Source organism: Janthinobacterium sp. 1L-D-8-B-C4 (assembly GCF_057291295.1).
Genome location: NZ_JBXAVX010000003.1, coordinates 585027 through 604657, shown reverse-complemented (window position 1 = coordinate 604657; position 19631 = coordinate 585027). Strand labels below are relative to the sequence as shown.

18 protein-coding genes and 2 tRNA genes are annotated in these 19631 nt (G+C 64.8%); 8 read left to right on the top strand and 12 right to left on the bottom strand.

The features are described from left to right. Positions 1 to 8: 8 nt before the first annotated feature. Positions 9 to 1109: a branched-chain amino acid aminotransferase gene (locus tag AC0Z42_RS08700; RefSeq protein ID WP_485467816.1), complete on the bottom strand. Its 1101-nt coding sequence runs from the start codon at positions 1107 to 1109 to the stop codon at positions 9 to 11. Positions 1110 to 1342: 233 nt separating this feature from the next. Between AC0Z42_RS08700 and AC0Z42_RS08695 the strand changes: the two genes are divergently transcribed. The 4 genes from AC0Z42_RS08695 to AC0Z42_RS08680 all read left to right on the top strand — a co-directional run bounded on the left by AC0Z42_RS08695 (position 1343) and on the right by AC0Z42_RS08680 (position 5004). Continuing rightward, positions 1343 to 3889, top strand: a complete 2547-nt coding sequence (locus tag AC0Z42_RS08695) for a PepSY domain-containing protein (RefSeq protein WP_485467815.1) — start codon at positions 1343 to 1345, stop codon at positions 3887 to 3889. A 105-nt stretch (positions 3890 to 3994) separates the two neighbouring features. Beyond that, complete coding sequence (locus tag AC0Z42_RS08690) at positions 3995 to 4177, top strand: hypothetical protein (RefSeq protein ID WP_485467814.1); 183 nt, start codon at positions 3995 to 3997, stop codon at positions 4175 to 4177. Positions 4178 to 4324: 147 nt separating this feature from the next. Continuing rightward, positions 4325 to 4477, top strand: a complete 153-nt coding sequence (locus tag AC0Z42_RS08685) for a hypothetical protein (protein ID WP_485467813.1) — start codon at positions 4325 to 4327, stop codon at positions 4475 to 4477. 128 nt (positions 4478 to 4605) lie between these two features. Next, positions 4606 to 5004, top strand: coding sequence for a bacteriohemerythrin (locus tag AC0Z42_RS08680; RefSeq protein WP_485467812.1), 399 nt, complete (start codon positions 4606 to 4608; stop codon positions 5002 to 5004). Positions 5005 to 5008: 4 nt separating this feature from the next. Here AC0Z42_RS08680 and AC0Z42_RS08675 read toward each other — a convergent pair whose 3' ends face one another. Beyond that, positions 5009 to 5884 (bottom strand): hypothetical protein, encoded by an 876-nt coding sequence (locus AC0Z42_RS08675; RefSeq protein ID WP_485467811.1) that lies wholly within the window; start codon positions 5882 to 5884, stop codon positions 5009 to 5011. 288 nt (positions 5885 to 6172) lie between these two features. Between AC0Z42_RS08675 and AC0Z42_RS08670 the strand changes: the two genes are divergently transcribed. After that, positions 6173 to 8410 carry a TonB-dependent siderophore receptor gene (locus AC0Z42_RS08670; RefSeq protein WP_485467810.1) on the top strand — a complete coding sequence of 746 codons (2238 nt, stop codon included), beginning with the start codon at positions 6173 to 6175 and terminating at the stop codon, positions 8408 to 8410. Here AC0Z42_RS08670 and AC0Z42_RS08665 read toward each other — a convergent pair. Continuing rightward, complete coding sequence (locus tag AC0Z42_RS08665) at positions 8407 to 9159, bottom strand: nucleotidyltransferase domain-containing protein (protein WP_485467809.1); 753 nt, start codon at positions 9157 to 9159, stop codon at positions 8407 to 8409. The two genes, AC0Z42_RS08670 and AC0Z42_RS08665, sit on opposite strands and share 4 nt — an antisense overlap. Before the next feature lie 79 nt (positions 9160 to 9238). On the opposite strand from AC0Z42_RS08665, the gene AC0Z42_RS08660 reads away from it, so the two are divergent. After that, the gene (locus AC0Z42_RS08660; protein ID WP_485467808.1) at positions 9239 to 9805 is read left to right on the top strand and encodes a methylated-DNA--[protein]-cysteine S-methyltransferase; all 567 of its coding nucleotides are present in this window, start codon (positions 9239 to 9241) and stop codon (positions 9803 to 9805) included. Between the two features lies 1 nt (position 9806). On the opposite strand, the gene AC0Z42_RS08655 is transcribed toward AC0Z42_RS08660, so the two are convergent. Continuing rightward, the gene (locus AC0Z42_RS08655) at positions 9807 to 10523 is read right to left on the bottom strand and encodes a hypothetical protein (RefSeq protein ID WP_485467807.1); all 717 of its coding nucleotides are present in this window, start codon (positions 10521 to 10523) and stop codon (positions 9807 to 9809) included. Between the two features lie 115 nt (positions 10524 to 10638). Between AC0Z42_RS08655 and AC0Z42_RS08650 the strand changes: the two genes are divergently transcribed. Next, positions 10639 to 10851 carry a hypothetical protein gene (locus AC0Z42_RS08650; protein WP_485467806.1) on the top strand — a complete coding sequence of 71 codons (213 nt, stop codon included), beginning with the start codon at positions 10639 to 10641 and terminating at the stop codon, positions 10849 to 10851. A gap of 18 nt (positions 10852 to 10869) precedes the next feature. Here the strand turns inward: AC0Z42_RS08650 and cydX are convergent, their stop codons facing one another. Genes cydX through cydD form a run of 5 tightly spaced genes read right to left on the bottom strand, consistent with a single transcriptional unit; the run spans position 10870 to position 17154 of the window. After that, positions 10870 to 10983 (bottom strand): cytochrome bd-I oxidase subunit CydX, encoded by a 114-nt coding sequence (gene cydX / locus AC0Z42_RS08645; RefSeq protein WP_308920210.1) that lies wholly within the window; start codon positions 10981 to 10983, stop codon positions 10870 to 10872. Between the two features lie 24 nt (positions 10984 to 11007). Beyond that, a complete protein-coding gene (cydB, locus tag AC0Z42_RS08640; RefSeq protein WP_485467805.1) occupies positions 11008 to 12162 on the bottom strand; it encodes a cytochrome d ubiquinol oxidase subunit II in 1155 nt (384 codons plus the stop codon). Between the two features lie 11 nt (positions 12163 to 12173). After that, entirely contained in the window at positions 12174 to 13745 is a 1572-nt protein-coding gene (locus AC0Z42_RS08635; protein WP_485467804.1) for a cytochrome ubiquinol oxidase subunit I, read from the bottom strand. Between the two features lie 59 nt (positions 13746 to 13804). Further along, positions 13805 to 15484, bottom strand: a complete 1680-nt coding sequence (locus AC0Z42_RS08630; protein ID WP_485467803.1) for an amino acid ABC transporter ATP-binding/permease protein — start codon at positions 15482 to 15484, stop codon at positions 13805 to 13807. Continuing rightward, positions 15481 to 17154 (bottom strand): thiol reductant ABC exporter subunit CydD, encoded by a 1674-nt coding sequence (gene cydD, locus AC0Z42_RS08625; RefSeq protein WP_485467802.1) that lies wholly within the window; start codon positions 17152 to 17154, stop codon positions 15481 to 15483. The genes AC0Z42_RS08630 and cydD overlap by 4 nt, the downstream gene beginning before the upstream one ends. A gap of 134 nt (positions 17155 to 17288) precedes the next feature. Between cydD and AC0Z42_RS08620 the strand changes: the two genes are divergently transcribed. Then, positions 17289 to 17873: a GbsR/MarR family transcriptional regulator gene (locus tag AC0Z42_RS08620; protein ID WP_485467801.1), complete on the top strand. Its 585-nt coding sequence runs from the start codon at positions 17289 to 17291 to the stop codon at positions 17871 to 17873. 50 nt (positions 17874 to 17923) lie between these two features. Here AC0Z42_RS08620 and AC0Z42_RS08615 read toward each other — a convergent pair. The 3 genes from AC0Z42_RS08615 to glmM all read right to left on the bottom strand — a co-directional run bounded on the left by AC0Z42_RS08615 (position 17924) and on the right by glmM (position 19602). Next, positions 17924 to 17998: transfer RNA gene (locus AC0Z42_RS08615), tRNA-Arg, on the bottom strand. Between the two features lie 97 nt (positions 17999 to 18095). Further along, a tRNA-Pro gene (locus AC0Z42_RS08610) sits at positions 18096 to 18172 on the bottom strand. Between the two features lie 92 nt (positions 18173 to 18264). Beyond that, positions 18265 to 19602: a phosphoglucosamine mutase gene (glmM, locus tag AC0Z42_RS08605; RefSeq protein WP_485467800.1), complete on the bottom strand. Its 1338-nt coding sequence runs from the start codon at positions 19600 to 19602 to the stop codon at positions 18265 to 18267. Positions 19603 to 19631 lie beyond the last annotated feature (29 nt).

Below are 19631 nucleotides of genomic sequence, written 5' to 3'. Positions count from 1 at the left end.
GCTGTTGATCAGCAGACGGTGTGCATCCAGCCGTGCGTGTCCGGCGCCGTGCCGTGCTGCAGGCCCAGCAGTGCTTCGCGCAGGGCCAGGGTGACGGCGCCGTTTTCGTTGTTGTTGATGGTCATTTCAAAGCCATTGGCCTTGGCCACGCCGACCGGCGTGATGACGGCGGCCGTGCCGCAGGCGAATACTTCGGTCATGCGGCCCGACGCGATATCGTCGCGCCATTGCTGTACCGACAGCTTGCGCTCTTCGGTGGCGTAGCCCAGGTCTTTTGCCATTTCCAGCAGGCTGCGGCGGGTAATGCCCGGCAACAAGGTGCCCGTCAGTTCCGGCGTGACAACCGTGACCTTGTCGCCGTCTTTATAGACGAAGAACAGATTCATGCCGCCCATTTCTTCGATGAATTCGCGGTGCACGGCGTCGAGCCACACCACCTGGTCGCAGCCTTTTTCCTGCGCTTGCGACTGGGCCATCAGGCTGGCCGCGTAGTTGCCGGCGCACTTGGCTTCACCGGTGCCGCCAGGCGCTGCGCGCACGAAGTCTTCGCTGATCCACACGGTAACCGGTTTCACGCCTTGCGGGAAGTAAGCGCCAGCAGGCGAAGCGAACAGCACGAACAGGTATTCTTCCGATGGACGCACGCCCAGGTAAGGATCGGTGGCGATCATCAGGGGACGCATGTACAGGCTCTCGCCGGTTTTCGTCGGCACCCAGTTGCGGTCGATCGAGATCAGGGCGTCGCCCGCTTCCAGGAACAGCTCGACCGGAATCGCCGGCATGGCCAGGCGCGCCGCGCTGCGGTTGAAGCGCTCGGCATTCTGTTCAGGGCGGAACGTCTTGATGCTGCCGTCAGGCTGGGCAAACGCCTTGTAGCCTTCGAAAATGGCCTGGCCGTAATGCAGCGACGAGGCCGACGGGTCCAGCATCAAAGGGCCGTAGGCTTTCAGCTCGCCCTGCTGCCACTTGCCGTCACGGTAAGGTATCACCACCATGTGGTCGGTAAACACGCGGCCAAAGGCCGGCTTGTTCATGCGCTCGCCGCGTTCGGCGTCGGACAGGGGGTGGGCGGAAGGCGTGATGGTGATGTTCGAGGTGGACGTGGTCATGGGAGTTCGATGAAAGTGTAAGTCAGGCGGCTATTGTAGTCCTTCGTTGCAGCGACGGCGGCAGGCTGGCCATGCGCACGGGACAAAATGGCAGTATGCATGGCAAAACGCGGCGAGACAAGCTTGCGGCAAGCGTTGCGGCCCAAAAACCGGCCTGAAGATTAGCGCGAATCATTCTCATTTGCGATATGATGTGTCCCTTGTCCGCTGCGTCCCTGCCTGAAAGCCGATTCATGAGTACACCTACCCTCGCCGGCGTACCGGCCACGCGCTCGACCACGCCAACGCAGCAGCGGGCCGCAGTCGCACGCCAGCGCAACGCCACGCGCCGCAGCTGGCCCAGCTGGAAGCAGGTCTGGTTCCAGCTGCACTGGTTTATCGGCATTACCGCCGGCACCGTGCTGATGGTCATCGGCTTGTCGGGCGCCACGATTTCGTTCAAGGATGAACTGCTGGACCTGATGAATCCCGGCGTGCGCCAGGTGCCGGTGGAAACGCGCGCGCTGCTCACGCCGGGTCAGCTGGCTGGCGTGGCGGCCGCCGAACATGGCCAGCGGGTCGCCTCCGTCACCCTGTATGCCGAACCCGGCGCCGCGCCGCGGGTATTGTTTGCGCCGAAAGCCGGCCAGCGCCGTGGCGAGTCGGTGTATGTGCATCCCTATACCGGCGCGGCGCGGCCCGAGATGCAGGGGGCAGGCTTTTTCGAGTGGACCGAGTCCCTGCACCGCTGGCTGCTGCTGCCGCGCGAACCGGGCCGCCAGGTAGCAGGTGCGCTGGCGCTGTGCCTGCTGGGCCTGGCGTTGTCGGGCCTGTATCTGCGCTGGCCGCGCCGCCCGCTCGACTGGCGCACCTGGCTGACGTTCGATCCGGCCCTGAAAGGCCGCTCGTTCCTGTGGAACCTGCACGCCGTAACCGGCACCTGGTGTCTGGTGGTGTACGTGATGCTGACCATGACCGGCCTGTACTGGAGCTACGACTTCGTACGCGACAATGTCGACGCCTGGGCCGGCAGGCCGCCGCGCATGGCGCAGGCGCCTGCCAAACCCGGCCAGGCGCGCGAGAAAAAAGCGCCGGCATCGATCGCGCCGGCGGTCGATGTCAGCCTGGCCTGGAATACCTTCCGGCAGCAGGCAGGAAATTGGACCCTGGCCACCGTGCGCATGCCGGTGCGCGCCAGCGAAGCGGTGCAGTTCACCTGGCTGGGGGCGGACGCGCCGCATGACCGCGCGCGCAATTCGCTGTCGGTAATGGCGGCCGACGGCGCCATCACGGAAGAAAAGTTGCACGACCAGCAGGCGCTCGGCTCGCGCCTGGTCAGCATCATCTACCCGCTGCACATGGGCACCTATTTCGGCTTGCCGGGCCGTATCATCGTCACCATCGCCAGCCTGTGCATGCCGCTGTTCGGCATTACCGGCTGGATGCTGTACCTGGGCCGGCGCAAGGCCAAGAAGGCCGTTGCCGCGCAGCGCGCCATGCTGGGCGCCGGCGCGCCCGGCCCGCATGTCAGCGGCTTGCCGACCCTGGTGGCATATGCCAGCCAGTCGGGCCAGGCTGAACGGCTGGCGCTGGAAAGCGCGCGCGCCCTGCAGCAGGCCGGCGTGCCGGTCGAGGTGCAGTCGCTCGATCAATTGTCACCGGCGCAACTGCGCCATTACGAACGCGCGCTGATCGTTGCCAGCACCTTTGGCGAGGGCGAAGCACCGGACGGCACGCGCCGCTTTGCGCGCCTGCTGGGCGATGCCGGCGCGCCGCAGCTGGCCGGGCTGGAGTTTGGCCTGCTGGCGCTGGGCGACCGCCACTACAGCGAGTTTTGCGGCTTCGGCCATGCGCTCGACTTGCGCTTGCAAGCGCTGGGCGCCACGCCGCTGTTTCCCCTGATCGAAGTCGACAAGCACGACGCCCATGCGCTGGCCGCCTGGTCGCAGGCGCTGGCGCGCACCAGCGGCAGCCCGATCGACGCCATCGGCCGTCAGGAAGAAGCATCCTACGACGCCTGGCGCCTGACGCGGCGCGTGCTGCTCAATCCGGGCAGCCAGGGCGGCGCGCTGTATGAAATCGGCTTGTCCGGCCCGGCTGGCAGCCATTGGGAAGCGGGCGCGCTGGCCGAAATCATCGCCTGCAATATCGACGGCAGCGAAGGCGAAGACAGTGGCGGCAGCGCGCCGCATGCACCGCGCAGCTATTCGCTGGCATCCATGCCGCACGATGGCGAGCTGCAATTGCTGGTGCGCCAGGAACGGCACGAAGGCGAGAACAACGGCGGCTATGGCGTGGCCTCGGGCTGGCTGACGCAGTTCGCGCCGCTGGGCGGCGAGGTCAAGCTGCGCCTGCAAGCGAACCCGGCCTTCGCGCCGGCGCTGGCGGACGTGCCGTGCATCTATATCGGCAACGGCTCGGGCCTGGCTGGCCTGCGTTCTCACCTGCGCGCGCGCCGGCAGGCCGGGTTCGGCCGCAACTGGCTGCTGTTCGGCGAGCGCCAGCAAAGCACCGACAGCATCTGCGCGCAAGAACTGGAAGCGTGGCTGCAAGACGGCCACCTGGCGCGCCTGGACCGCACTTTTTCACGCGACGGCACCGAACGTGAATACGTGCAGGACCGCCTGCGCCGCGAAGCGAACGCGCTGCGCGCCTGGCTGCTGGACGGCGCCATCGTGTATGTCTGCGGCAGCCTGCAGGGCATGGCGGCCGGCGTCGATGCGGTGCTGCTGGAGGTGCTGGGCCAGGAGGGGCTGGACGAGTTGCGCGCGCAGGGCCGCTACCGCCGCGACGTTTATTGATCGGGCACAAACGATGATCAAACCCGGCGCCCTGTGTGGGGCGCCGCACGGTCGGGCCATGCCATCGGCCTACAGTAGGGCCATCTTTCTACTCTGAGGTGTGCCATGAAAAACCCCTGGATGAGCATGTACCTGAGCGCCGCCAACCGCGTCGCCAGCACGGCGCGCGGCCAGGCCACGGCCGCCATCAAGCGTGAAGCGGCAAAGAACACGCGGCAGCTGACGCAAGTGTGGTTCGACTCCTTCCTGCCGGCGGGCAAGCCGCGCAAAAGTGGCAAGCCAAAGTAGCTGCAAGATGCGTCTGCGGCGTGCTGCAGTGCGTCACAGCAATAAGTTGAACTTATCGCCATCTGGCCTACACTGCAAGCATGGTGACATAGGAGTTCCGGCTGGCGCCGCATCCCCGCGCCGCCGCCGGCCTGCCGGGAGATAATCATGTTGACGCTCAAAGTGCTGGCCTGCCTTGCCCTCTCGTCGCTGATGCTGGTGCCGGTGATGCTGCCCCGCTCCAGTGCCGCGCTGGCGCAATTGATGCAGACGCCCTATGTCGATGCCCATGCCATGTGGTCGCACTGGCCCCAGCGCTGACACGCTCTGGGCCGTCATCTGCGCGTGGTCCCATCGAACCTTTGATACAGGTCATGGATTTCCACGGTCAGCACGCCCACACTGACACAGCCCGGTCAGCCCGATGACGGGCTTACACAGGAGCTGGCATGTTGACATCTCAATGGAAACAAGACATGGCGCTGGGCAACCCCGCCATCGACGCGGCGCACGAAGCGCTGTTTGACGAACTGGCGCGGCTGGACAAGCTGGGCGACCAGCATTTCAGCGCGGCCTTTCGCGAACTGATCGCGACCGTGGAGCGCGATTTCCGCGAAGAAGAAGACCTGATGGAGGCCATCGGTTTTCATTCGCTGGCCAACCACCGCGAGCAGCATGCGCGCGTATTGAGCGGCCTGCACCACGCCTGGGCCGCCGTCGACGAGGGCGACCTGGCACAGGGCCGGCACGCACTGACCTTGCTGCCGCAGTGGCTGCTGTTCCACCAGGCCACGATGGACCTGGCGCTGTCCGCCGCCCTGGAAATGGTGCAGCGCCAGCCTGGCTGACGCCTTACAGTATCAGCACCGTTGCCCGCTCGGGCATCACCACCCGGTAGTGGCCCGGGTATTTGTCTTCGCCATCGAACATTTTGCAATACACGGGCAGGTTGATGTCATTGACGGCGGCGTCGTTCATCGGCAAGGTGGCGATCAGTTGCTGGTCCTGCATCAGTTGCAGGGCGCTGCCGCGCTCGGGTGCGCAAAAAGCCAGCGACTGCACTTCGCTGGAGAACAAACGCTTGTACCACGGCGTGATCGCGTGCACGGCCAGCCTGGCGTCATGCAGAACTTGCGCCACGCGCGCCACCGTCCAGGCGTCGCGCGCCACCGCAGGCTGGATCACCATATTGGCCGTCAACTCGCCCTTGCCCTTGTTGACCAGGAAACTGCCACCCTCGGCAGCAATCTCGTCATTGATGGGCACGACGAACACGCCGCCCTCGCCCACCTTGATCGCCACAGGCGCGCCATCGCCCTGCAGCGCCACGCGCACATCGTCGATGGTGGCGCTGAGCTTGGCCGGTATCAGGCGCAAGGCCATCACCACGTTGCCGCGCGAGACCTGCCACACTTTCTTTGCCGTCAGGTAGCTGTCGCGGTAGGCGGTAAAACGTACGCGCGGCGGGGCCGCCATATTGCTGGCCGTAACCGTCACGGACTGGGGCGTCACTTCCAGCAGTTCCGCTGCTACCGGCTCGGGTTCGGGTACAGGCGCGGGAATATCTTGCGCCGGTGCTGCGGCGGGTGCGGCTGGCAGCGCCTGCGGCGGCGGCGCCAGCTGTTCCTGCGCCGTCACGGCAGGCGGCGTGTGCGCTTCCTGGGCATGGCCCGGCAGCACGGCGCACAGGCCGGCACAGGCGATCCCGATCCCGATTCTTCTACGCATGCAATTGCTTCCTCTGGCAAATATCCTGTCTGCATTATCGCAGAACCGTTTAAGCCATGTGTACGGGCGTCTCGGCCTGATTTGCAACACCAAATGCACCGTTGCGGTGCAAATACTTGCTCATTTAATCAATAAGACTTATATTGATAATGATTCTCATTCATATAATGAGAGATCACTGTATCGTTATCCAAGCCAGGCCGGGCCGGCAGCACGCCACCCCACCAGCCACTGCGCCGCGCGCCAGAAGTGATAGGACACCCACAATCAAAAATATCCAGGATGATCATGTCTTTACACGCCCCTACCACCCGCCCTGCCTTGCGCCCCCTGCCGCGGCTGTTGCGCCTTACCCTGCTGAGCCTGGCCGCCGGCACCTGCCTGCCGGTGCATGCGGCCGATACCGCGCCCGAAGCCGTTGCCGACCCGACCTTGCCGGCCGTCACCGTCACCGGCCAGGCGGCGCAAGCCACCGAAGGCACGCGTTCGTATACCAGCGGCGACGCGCGCAGCGCCACGCGCATGGAATTGTCGCTGCGCGAAACGCCGCAATCGGTCAGCATCATCACGCGCGAACTGCTCGACGACCTGGGCGCGATACGGCTGGACCAGGCGCTGGGCTTGACCACCGGCATCCAGGTGGGCCAGCAGGACAGCGAACGCACCAGTTTTTATGCGCGCGGTTTCAGCATCAACAATATCCAGGTCGACGGCATGCCGCGCGGCGCGAATTCGCCGCTGCAAGATACGGTGCTGTATGACAGGGTGGAAGTGGTGCGCGGCGCCAACGGCCTGATGGGCGGCACGGGCGACCCGTCGGCCACCATCAACATGATACGCAAGCGCCCCACGAAAACCTTCCAGGCCAGCGCCGGCGTCAGCCTGGGCCGCTGGGACAACCATCGCGTCGAAGCCGACATTTCCACGCCGTTCAGCCAGGATGGCAGCGTGCGCGGCAGGGCCACCGCAGCCTGGCAGGAACGCGATTCGTATTTCGACATGTATCACGAACGCAAGACGGTCGGCATGGCCGTGCTGGAAGCGGACTTGCGCCCCGGCACCATGCTGACGGCCGGCATCGACTTCCAGGACAACACGCCGACTGGCGCCACCTGGGGCGCCGTCCCCTACTGGAATGCGGACGGCAGCCTGGCCAACCTGCCGCGCAATACCAGCTTGACGACGCCATGGAGTACCTGGGCCAACGACCAGCACACCGTGTTCGCCTCGCTGGACCAGCACTTGCCCGGCAACTGGAAGCTGCACCTGGGCTATGCGCGCACGGAAAGCAGCAACAACACCACGGTGGCCTATGCGGGTTCCGGCTATCCGAATCCGCAAACAGGTACCGGCATGAGCTTGTGGACCGGCGCCTGGGGCGAAGGCAAGAGCACGGCCGACAATTATGATCTGTATGCCAACGGACCGTTCTCCTTGCTGGGCCGCAAGCACACGGCCATCATCGGCTGGAATGGCGGCAATACGAAGTCGACGTCATTAGGCGGCACGGCCGAGATACTGTATCCGGCCAAGGTGCCCGACTACCGCAGCTGGACCGGCAACATCCCCAAGCCCGTCTTCACGCCGGACGGCTCCCATACGCGCGATGTGACGCGCCTGGCCGGCGGCTATATGGCCATGCGCCTGAGCCTGGCCGATCCGCTGCACGTGATCATCGGCGCACGCAGCAGCAACTACCGCACCGAAACGCGGGCCTGGAACACCAGCGGCGTCTACACCGGCACCAGCGATGCTTCCGAAACGCGTAATGAAATCACGCCGTATGCGGGCGTGGTGTTCGATATCAGCCCGCAATACTCGGCCTATGCCAGCTACACCGAACTGTTCACGCCGCAGTCCAGCCGTGACCGCAACAACCATTTCCTCGATCCCGAAACGGGCGACAACCTTGAAGCGGGTGTCAAAGGCGAATTTTTCGACGGCAAGCTGAACGCCTCGGCGGCCGTCTTCAAGGTCAGGAAGAAGAACTTGGCCGAACTCGACACCACGGTGCCGCAAGGCTTTGTGCTGCCGGGCGGCGGCTCGGCCTATGTGGCCAATGGCGAAGGCATCAGCGCCAGCGGCATCGAATTCGACGTCTCGGGCCAGCTGGCGCCGGGCTGGGAAGCGAGCGGCGGCTATACGCTCCTGAAGGCCGAGGAAGCCGACGGCAAGCGCGCCGTACCGAACCAGCCGCGCCACTTGCTGCGCCTGTCGACGGCATACCGCTTCGAAGGCCGCTGGCAAGGCCTGAAAGTAGGCGGCAGCGCCACCGCGCAAAGCGCCACCTACAGTGAAACCTGGTACGGCCGGCCACCGGCGCGCGATACCACGGCGCGCATTCCGCAAGCGGGCTATGCCTTGGTTAACCTGATGGCCAGCTATGCAGTAACGCCCAGGACGACGCTGCAGCTGAACGTCAACAACCTGCTCGATAAAAAGTACTACCGCAACATGGGCTTTTATGACAGCGTGTTCTGGGGCGAGCCGCGTAATGTGAATCTCAGCTTGCGCACCACGTTCTAACGGCTGCGCCAGTGTGCCGGCGCCGGCAAGTCGTAGCCTTCAAGCAAAGGGCCGCCGGCTGGCGCCAGGATGGCGCCAGTCACTTGCGCATAGGCCTGCTGGCCGGCCGGCAAGTCGCTGGCCAGCAGCCGCTGGGCGCCATCGAGCTGGGCGGCGATGGCTGCATCGTAAGCCTGCAGGCGGCGAAACAGATGCTTGCCGCCGCCGCTCCACTGGCCTGCCGCGCGCAAATGCAGGTCGGCCAGCATGCCGTACAGGTCGCAGGCCACCGCCATCGCTTCGCCGGGATGGCGGCTGTCGACCAGGTCTTCCAGCGCGGTAGTGATCGCGTAACGGCGCTGCTGCAATTGCGGCAGCGCCAGCGCTGGCGGCCCTTCTGCATGGATGGCCTGCGCCAGCGACCGCAGCGCTTCATATTGCGCGCTGGGGGCCGCGATATTCTCGCCTTCGAGCACCATCATCGCCAGCGGCACCTTGCCGCCAGGCGCATCGATCTCCCTGCAAAAATACTCGAACGTGGCCAGGTCGTGCGCAAACAGTTCCACCGTCCGCCCTTCCCATACCAGGGTGCTGCGCCAGGCAGCATCGACATGGTCGAACAGCAACAGCAAATCGATATCGGAACTGGGCGTCTGTCGTCCGGTGGCAAACGAGCCGCCGATCATCGCCGACACGGCGCCCGGATAACGTTCCTGCACCAGCCGCATGGCCTGCGCGCGGATTTCTTCGTAAGTAGCAATAGTTTCCATCGACATCCTCCTTGCCGCCATGCTACACGGGTTTATATCCTGATAAACTGGACGCTATCGCCGCTGACAAGGAATGTCCATGCACTGTGTCTACAAGATCATGCCCTCGCCGGTGGGCGAACTGACCCTGGTGGCGCGCGGCGAGGCGCTGGCGGCCATTTTATGGCAGGACGACAAGCCGACACGGGTACGCCTGGGCGAGCTGCGCGAAGACGGTGCGCATCCGGTGCTGCTGCAAACACAGCAGCAATTGCGCGAGTATTTTGCTGGTACGCGCCAGCAGTTCGAGGTAGCGCTGGACTTTGCCGGCACCGATTTCCAGAAAGAAGTGTGGCAGGCGCTGCTGACAATACCCTACGGCCAGACCCGCAGCTATGGCGACATCGCGCGCCAGATCGGCAAGCCTGCCGCCGTGCGCGCAGTGGGGGCGGCCAACGGCAAGAACCCTGTTTCCATTATCGCGCCCTGCCACCGGGTGATCGGCGCCAGCGGCGCGCTGACCGGTTTTGCCGGCGGCCTTGAGGCCAAGCAGACCCTGCTGGCGCTGGAGGGCATTGCCTTGTCAAGCGACCGGGACGCGGAAAAAACCGGCCTGGCCTTGCGCCGCGCCAAACAGGTCGACCTGGCGCAAGGCAACCTTTTCTAGTTTATTCCCCCAGCAAGGCCAGCGACTCCAGCCACGCCGCTTTCCAGGCCCGCAGCAGCGGCTGGGTGGCAAACGCTTTTTTCAGGTGCGGCATCGGCACGCGATGCACATCGTGCAGGCCGAAAGCCAGGGTGACGGGATTCCACAGGTAATTATTCTTGCCGCCGCGCGAATTCTTGCGCACGCGCGCGCCGTCGTCGCCAAAGATGCCCTCGCCTTTCAGCATGCCTTGCTCCAGGTTGATCTTGCCGATGCCCGCAAACGCTTGCAATATCTCGTTGCGCTCCAGGCCTTTCAGGCTTTCCTGCGGCATGGCCGGCGGTTCAGGCGCCACCGGCGTGGGATTCAGCAATTCCTTCACCAGTTTCAGCAGGTCGCGCTCCTGGAAATGCAAACCGTCCAGCGAGGCGCGCAAGCCTTGATCCTTCAGGGCGATGGCCAGGTTGCCCGAGTCGCGCGTAAAGCGCAGCCACACATCCTTGCCGCCAGCGGCCAGGTGCTGCTTGTCGTCGATAAAGACCACCGGCGCCGCATAGCGCGTCACGCCGTCATGGAACAATTCGGCCCACTCATCCGAATGCTCGATCCACACATATGGCAAGCCGCCCTCTTCCAGCAGCCGCGCCAAAGTCCAGGGCGTGCCGGTCTGCGCCTGCAGCCAGCTGCAAGCTTCGTCGGCGGTGGCACGGTAGGGCAAGGAAGGGAGAGTGGTGGTCATGATGCGGTCCAGTCAAAAGAATGGTGCGCAGTGTAGCACTGCGCTGCATCCAAAGCGGCCCCGGCCGCGTATACAAAGAAGTCCACGCAGCCGTTCTTTCATGAAAGGAAGCATCATGCGCCACTTCAGCAGACAAGCCGACGCCATCGAACAGTCCCTCTACCTGGCCACGCGCATGGACCAGGCGTTTGAACGACTGCGCCTGCATGACAATGCGCAGGCGCGGCTACGCTGCGCCCAATGGGTGACGGCCTGGGCGGTGGCGGCCGGCGCCGATGCGCCGCGCGGCATGAAGCTGCGCATCCGCGGCGAATTCATCCTGCTGTAGAGAATGCCGCGCCGCGTTTCAGCGATACTTCTCGGGCGTCGTGTCGCCGTCGACCATTTCGTACCACATTGCATTGAGCACGGCGAACATCGCCGCCAGCGGAAGGCCAAGTATCCAGGCGAAATACCACATGATGATTTCCTTTACAGTCAATGATTAGTAGGCGTGGCCGTTGCCGTCTTCGATGGCCTGGCCATCGACCTTGCCCCACAACACTTTATAAACCCAGCTCGTGTAGGCCACGATCAGCGGAATAAAGATGCTGGTGGCCACCAGCATGATGAACAGGGTCATGTGGCTGGACGAGGAATCCCATACCGTCAGGCTGGCGCGCGGATCGAGCGAGGACGGCAGAATGAACGGAAACATCGATGCGCCGACGCTGAGGATGATCGCGGCAATGCCCAGCGCGCTGGCCAGCAGGGCCGGCACGGCGCGGCGCTGGCGCAGGAAAACCAGGGCCAGCAGCGGCGCGGCCAGGCCCAGCACGGGAGCGGCCCAGGTCCACGGGTGGGCCGCGTAGTTGGCGAACCAGGCGCCGGCCGCCACTTCGGCCGTCTTGAACATCGGGTTCGACGGGCCAGCCACGGCAATAGCGCTGGTAATGCGGTAGCCGCCGACCGTGGCCCACAACGCCACGCCGGCGGCCGCATACAGCAGCACGGTGGCGACCGCCGCCACGCTGCCATAGGTGCGCGCGCGTTCGGCGACAGGACCGTCGGTTTTCACTTGCAGCCAGGTGGCGCCATGCATCACCAGCATCGCCACCGACACCAGGCCCGCCAGCAGCGCAAACGGGTTCAGGAGGCCAAGGAAGCTACCTTCGTAAAAGATATGCATGTCGTCGGAAAAGCGGAACGGCACGCCTTGCAGCACATTGCCGATTGCCACGCCGAAAATCAGGGCCGGCACGAAGCCGCCGATAAACAGGGCGATATCCCAGCGCGCGCGCCAGCGCGGATCGTCACGCTTGCTGCGAAATTTGAAGGCAACCGGACGCAGTATCAGCGCCACCAGGATCACGAACATGGCCAGGTAAAAACCAGAGAACGAGACGGCATACAGCTGCGGCCAGGCGGCAAAGATGGCGCCGCCCCCTAAAATCAGCCACACCTGGTTGCCTTCCCAGACGGGGCCGATGCTGTTGATGATGACGCGCCGTTCCAGGTCCGTCTTGCCGGCAAACGGCAGCAAAATGCCGGTGCCCAGGTCAAAACCGTCGGTGACGGCAAAGCCGATCAGCAGCACGCCGATCAAGAGCCACCAGATCAGGCGCAGGGTTTCATACGAAATCAGTTCATGCAAAATCACGATGCGACTCCTCAGGCAGGTTGGACGGCGGGTGGAACATGCAATGCGGCAGGCGCATGCACTTCCGGCCCCTTGCGGATGGTTTTCAGCATCAGCTTCATTTCGATCACCAGCAGCACCGTATAGATGGCGGCAAAGCCGGCGATGGTGATCAGCAAGGTCGTCACGCCCAGGTTCGACACCGCCACGGCGGTCGGCAGCACGCCTTCGATGACCCACGGCTGGCGGCCCACTTCGGCCACGATCCAGCCCGCCTCGGCGGCCACCCACGGCAGCGGTATGGCGAACACGGCCACTTTCAGCAGCCAGCGGTGGGCGTCCAGGGTGCGGCGCACCGACAGCACAAAAAACGTTCCGGTCAGCAAGATGAAGAACATGCCCAGCCCAACCATCACGCGGAAGGACCAGAACAGGGACGGCACGGACGGCACCGTGTCTTGCGCGGCCCTGGCGATCTGCTCTGGCGTGGCCAGGCGCGGATCGTCGACATAGCGTTTCAGCAGCAAGGCGTAGCCGAGCGACGGGCCTTTCGATTCGAACATGGCGTTCGCCTCTTCCGGCACCACGCCGCCGGGCGGCACGGCGCGGATGGTTTGCAGCGCGTCATAGGCCTTGATGCCGTCGCGTATCAGCAGTTCGCCGCGCTCGACCAGTTGCGCGAGGCCGGGAATTTCGGTATCGAGTGAACGCGTGCCGATCAGGCCCATCACCATCGGGATATGCAGCGCATAGTGCGTTTCGCGCGCGGCCTGGTCGGGAAAGCCGATCGCCGTGAAGGCCGCCGGCGCCGGTTCGGTTTCCCACATCGCCTCGATGGCGGCCAGTTTCATCTTCTGGTGTTCGGACGCCAGGTAGCCGCTTTCATCACCGAGCACCGCCACCGACAGCGACGCCGCCAGGCCAAAGGCGGCGGCCACCGTCATCGAACGCTTGGCCAGCGGCACGTGGCGGCCCTTGAGCAAGTACCAGGCCGACACGCCCAGCACGAAGATGGCGGCCACCGTATAGCCGGCCGACACGGTGTGCACGAACTTGGCCTGCGCCACCGGGTTGGTCAGCACGGCGCCAAAGTCGGTCACTTCCATGCGCATGGTTTGCGGATTGAAGGCCGCGCCGACCGGGTTCTGCATCCAGCCGTTGGCGATCAAGATCCACAAGGCCGAAAAATTCGAGCCAATGGCGACCAGCCAGGTGGTGGCCAGATGGCCGCGCGCGGACAATTTATCCCAGCCAAAGAAGAAGATGCCGACAAAGGTCGCTTCCAGGAAGAAGGCCATCAGGCCTTCGATCGCCAGCGGCGCGCCGAAAATATCGCCCACATAATGGCTGTAGTAGCTCCAGTTCATGCCGAACTGGAATTCCATCACGATGCCGGTGGCCACGCCCATGGCGAAGTTGATGCCGAACAGCACGCCCCAGAATTTGGTCATGTCGCGCCAGATGGTGCGGCCCGTCATCACGTAGACGGTTTCCATGATGGCGAGGATCACTGACAAGCCGATGGTCAGCGGAATGAAGATGAAGTGGTAGAGCGCTGTCAGCGCAAATTGCAGTCTTGATAGTGCAACAATATCGAGGTCCATAGGTGTTCCTGTTTGTTCCCTTAGGTGTATTTCATTAAAACAACGGTGCTGCAAACTTGTTAATCGGCCCGCAGGCTGCCGAGCGCCTGCTCAAATTCGGCCGTGCCGCGCCGCGCTTCGGCCACGATGCGGCCGTGGCGCAGTGTCACCAGGCGGTCCGCCAGCTGCGCCTCGCGCCGCAGATGCGTGGCGATCAGGAGGCTGCGTCCGGCGCTGCGCCCGGCCAGCCTTTGCAGCACGTCACGCGCGGTGCCGGCGTTCAGCGCCTCGGTGGCTTCGTCGAGCAGCCACAAGGGCGAGTCGTGCAGGAACAGCCGCGCCAGCGCCAGGCGGCGCGACTGGCCGCCCGACAGGCCCAGGCCGCCCTCGCCCAGCGGCGTGTCGAGGCCCTGGGTGAGCGCACGCACTTCCTGCGCCAGGCCCGCCGCCTGCAAAGCCTGCCACAGGCGCGCATCGTCGGCACCGGGGTCGGCCAGGCGCAGGTTGTCGCGCAGGCTGTCCTGGAACAGTTCGGTTCTTTGGGTAAACAGGCAGGCGCGCGGCGCGCTCACCGTGCCGGAGAGCGCCGTGATTTCACGCGCCGCCAGCGCCAGCAAGGTCGACTTGCCGGCGCCGCTGGGGCCGATCAGCGCCACCTTTTCGCCGGGCGCCACCACCAGACTCACGCCATGCACGACGGCCGCATGGCTGCCGGCATGCATCGCGCTGACCTGCTGCAGGCGCAAGCCCGCCGTGGTGGTCGGGACGGCTGGCACCGCTGGCTCTTCTGCGCGCGGGTTCAGGCGGCGCAGCGCCAGCAGCATGCGCCCCGCTTCCAGTGCGCCACGGCGCAGGCCGGCAAACGGTTCCATCGCGGTCAAGGCCAGCAGCACGGCCAGCGCCGCCGCCGGCACGCCGATCTGTTGCTGTTCGACCAGCGCGGCGGTGGCCAGCAGCACGCCGGCCAGAGTGAGGCTGCCAACGGCGCCATAGGCGGCGCCGGCGTTGGCGTCCAGGCGCTGCAGCGCAATATCGGTAGCCGCCAGCGACCGGTCGAGCTGCGCCAGGGACTGGCACTCGGCGGCGAGGCGCCCGGCCATCACCAGGTCGGTCTGGCCGGCCACCAGGTCGATCGCGGCCGAGCGCAGTTTTTCCATGTTTCGTGCACGCAGCGCGGCATGGCGGCGCGCGCGGCGCAGCACATGCCAGCCGATGGCGCCGCCGCTGATCAATAGCCAGGCGGCAAACACCAGGCCCAGCGTGATATCGAGGAATGCCAGCGCCAGGCCGGCCAGCAGCGCCGCGCACACGGCCGAGAACACCGGCACCAGCAGGCGCAGGTACAAGGCTTCCAGCGCGTCGATATCGGCCGTCAGGCGAAACAGCATTTTGGTCGGCTGGCGCAGCAAACGGCTGCCGGCGGCGGGCAGCGACCAGCGGCGAAACAGGCGCACGCGGATGGCGGCCAGCGCGGCGAACGTGGCGTCGTGCGTGACCAGGCGCTCGGCATAGCGGGTGCCGGTGCGACCGATCGCCAGCAGGCGTATGCCGGCCGAAGGGGCAAACACATCGAACGCCAGCGCAGTGGTGCTGGCCAGGCCGGCAAGCGAGGTGGCGGTAATGAACCAGCCGGACAGGCCCAGCAGCGCCATGCCGGCCACCACTGTCAGCGCTGACAGGGCCGCGCCCAGCAGCATTTTGCGCGGCTGGCCCAGCAACAGCTGGCGCAACAGGGGATTGCGTATCAACGACGTTTTCATGCTTGCAGCTCCCGGGTTTGCACGCCCAGCAGCACGCGGCGGGCCAGGCGCGCCGCCAGAACCGGATCATGCGTGGCGACGATCATGGTCTTGCCTTGCGCCAGGGCCAGCAAGGCGTCGGTCACGCGCGCCGCCGTTTCGCTGTCGAGGTGGGCCGTCGGCTCGTCGACCAGCAGCAGATCGGCGTGCGGATGGATGGCCACGCGGGCCAGCGCCAGGCGCACCGCTTCGCCGCCGGACAGGCCTTGCGCGCCGTCGCCCAGCATCACGCCAGGCTGCGCCTGGGATACCGTGGCCAGTTCGGCCAGGTGCAGCGCGGCGCCAACGCCGGCGGCGTCCGCCCCGGCGCGGCCCAGGGTCACGTTGTGGCTGACGGAGGCGGCAAACACGTGCGGCCGCTGGCCCATCCAGGCCATGCGCTGGCGCAGGCCCGCAACCGTGGCGTCGTCCAGCGCCACATCGCCAATCCGGATGGCGCCGCCATCGGCCGGCAGCAAGCCGGCGATCAGCGACAGCAAGGTGGACTTGCCGGCGCCGCTGGCGCCCAGCAGGGCCACATGTTCGCCGGGCAGCACCTGCAAATCAAAACCGTCAAACAGCGCTGCCTCGCCGGGATGGGCAAATTGCAGCTGCTGCAGTTGCACGGCCGGCGGCGTGGCGTGCGCAATGGCAACGGCAATCGCAGGCGCGCCCCCGCCCGGCATGGCGACGCCGCCATCGGCCAGGTCGGCCAGAGCGGCCAGGCCCGCCTCGCCGGCCGCCTTGTCATGCCAGACCGCCGCCAGTTCGCGCAGCGGCTCGAAAAAGGCCGGCGCCAGCAGCAGGATAAAGATGCCTTCACCCAAGCTGAGCTTGCTGCCCCAGCTGCCGAAGTTGAAGGTGCCCAGCAACGAGAAACCGATATACGCCGCCACCATCGCCAAGCCCAGCGCGGAAAACAGTTCCAGCACCGCCGACGACAGAAAGGCAATGCGCAGCACGGCCATGGTGCGGCGGCGCAGGGATTGTGCGCTGGCGTCAAGCCGCTCGGCGGTGGCGTCGACGGCGCCCAGCGCGCGCAAAGTCGCCAGGCCGCGCAGCCGGTCCAGCAAAAACGCGTTCATGCCGCCCATTTCCACCATCTGCGCGCGGCTGGCCGCTTGCGCGCCGATGCCCACCAGCGCCATGAAGACAGGAATCAAGGGTGCCGCGACCAGCAGCACCAGCGCGGCAAGCCATGACAGCGGCGCGATGGCGGCCAATATCACCAGCGGCACCAGCAGCACTTTCCAGCGCGTGGGCTGGTAGCGCACCAGATAGGGCACGATGGCTTCGGCCTGCTCGGCGATCACGCTGGCGGCCTGGCCCGACTGGGCCCGCTGGCGGTCCAGCGGCGAGCGCTGCGCCAGGGCCAGCGCCACCCGGTCCCGCAAGGCCGACAAGTGAACGCGCGCCGCCGCATACATGGCGCGCGCGCCCCATGCCTCGCCAGCGGCGCGCAGCACGCCCAGCAGCAGCACTGCGGCGGCCGGCAATACTGCCTCGCGCCAGCCCGCGCCGGCCGTCATCGCCGCTATCGTCCCGGCCAGCAAGGCCGCCTGCGGCAGCCATAAAAGCGCGGCGCCGCCCTGGATGACGCTGGCAAGACGGGGCAGGACGAAACGCGGCAAGGCAAGAGGCGTGGTGGACATGACAGATTTTTCGTTTGCTAGAACTTCTTGAGTTTTCAGTAATTTCTGTAAATTCGATTTTTTGTATAATACTGCGAAACGTGACAAATATCAATTGACCCGCTGCAAATAGAGTGCAAAACTTCCAGATAATTATGAAAACTCACCATATTGAAATGACGCCGCTGATCCTGACTTTCGTCAGCCATTTCGGCGAGATGGGCAGCCGCTGGGGCTTCAACCGCACGGTGGGCCAGGTGTATGCCCTGCTGTTCGTGTCGGAACAGCCGCTGCATGCCGATGAAATTGCCGAGCATCTGAGCTTTTCGCGCTCGAACGTCAGCATCGGCCTGAAGGAATTGCAGGGCTGGGGACTGATACGGCTGACGCGCATTCCGGGCGACCGGCGCGAGTATTTCTCGTCGCTGGGTGACGTATGGCAAATTTTCCGGGTGGTGGCGGCCGAACGGCGCCGTCGCGAAGTGGCGCCAACTTTGACGGTGCTGCGCGAATCGCTGATGGCACCGGCCAATGAACCGGGCGACAAATATGCGCAGGAGCGCATGCGCGAAATGTATGAACTGGTCGACCTGGCCAATACCTGGTTCGACGACCTGCAGCGGCTGTCGCCCGAATCGATGGCGCAACTGATGAAGATGGGCGCCAAGGTGCAAAAGCTGTTGAATGCCAAGGATCGCCTGTTTGGCACCGGCAACAAGAAGGAACAGGAAGAAGAGTAGAGACTGAAAATCCATGCGGATGCGCGAGCGCATCGAGGGCCAGCGATCGCTGGTCCGCCCAGAGGGAATCGAACCCCCATTCACGGTTTAGAAGACCGTTGTCCTATCCGTTGAACGATGGGCGGAAAGGTGCAGTATTTTAACTGATGCAAAGGCAGGATAGCCTATCCCTGCCAGCAATGAAAAACGGGCTGTCATTTCTGACAGCCCGCTTTATGACTTTGGTCGGAGTACAAGGATTCGAACCTTGGACCCCCTGGTCCCAAACCAGGTGCGCTACCGGGCTGCGCCACACTCCGAAGACAAGATAATAAGGCCTGGCAACAATTTCGTCAATTGCCAGAGGCAAAATAGATGGAAATAACTATCGCCCTTCCCTGTGAGGCCGGCACTACATGGCCAGCTTGTCGGCGATGCGGCGCGCCATGCTTTCCGCCTTCGCCGCATCTTTCGCTTCGACCATCACGCGTATCAAAGGTTCCGTGCCCGAAGCGCGTATCAGCACGCGACCGGTGTCGCCCAGCTCGGCTTCCACCCTGGCGGTCTCTGCCACCATGGCGGCGTTCTGCTGCCAGTCGGTACCGGGCGCCACGCGCACGTTGATCAGGGTTTGCGGGAACAGCACCAGTTCGGCGAGGCACTGCTGCAGGTTCTGGCCACTGCGCTTGAGCGCCGACAGCACTTGCAGCGCCGACACGATGCCGTCGCCGGTGGTGTGCTTGTCCAGGCACAGCAGGTGGCCCGAGCCTTCGCCGCCCAGGATCCAGCCCTTTTCCTTCATCACTTCCAGCACATAACGGTCGCCCACCTTGGCGCGCGCAAATCCGATGCCCTGCTGCCTGAACAACACTTCCAGCGCCATATTGGTCATCAGGGTGCCGACGGCGCCAGCCACCGCGCCGGTTGCCAGGCGGTCTTTCACCATCACATACAGCAGCTCGTCACCGTTATACAGGCGGCCAGTGGCGTCGCACATGATCAGGCGGTCGGCGTCGCCGTCGAGCGCGATGCCGAGGTCGGCGCCGTGCTCGACAACAGCGGCAGCCATCGCCTTGGTGGCAGTGGCGCCAAAGCCGGCGTTGATATTGAAGCCGTCCGGTTTGTTGCCGATGGCAATCACTTCCGCGCCCAGCTCATGGAATACGTGGGGCGCGATATGGTAGGCGGCGCCATGCGCGCAATCGACGACGATCTTCAGGCCATGCAGGTCCAGCTCGTTCGGAAACGTGCTTTTGCAAAACTCGATATAGCGCCCCTGTGCATCGTCCAGGCGCTTGGCGCGGCCCAGCTTTTCGGAGGGCACGCAATCCATCGGCAGCTCCAGCGCCGCTTCGATTTCCTCTTCCAGGCTGTCGGGCAGCTTGGTGCCCTGGCCGGAAAAGAACTTGATGCCGTTGTCATGGTAGGGATTATGCGAAGCGGAAATCACCACGCCGGCCGTCAGGCGCAGCGCGCGCGTCAGGTAGGCGATCGCCGGCGTGGGCACCGGGCCGGCCAGCAGCACGTCGACGCCGGCGGCAGCCAGGCCCGCTTCCAGCGCCGCTTCCAGCATGTAGCCGGAAATGCGCGTGTCCTTGCCGATCAGCACGGTCGGGCGCACCTTGGCGCTTTGCGACTGGGCCAGCACCTTGCCGGCCGCGTAGCCGAGGCGCATCACGAAATCAGGAGTGATCGGGGCCGTGCCCACCAGGCCGCGGATGCCATCGGTACCAAAATACTTGCGCGTCATATTGTTCTCTTTTTGTTGTTTATCATAAA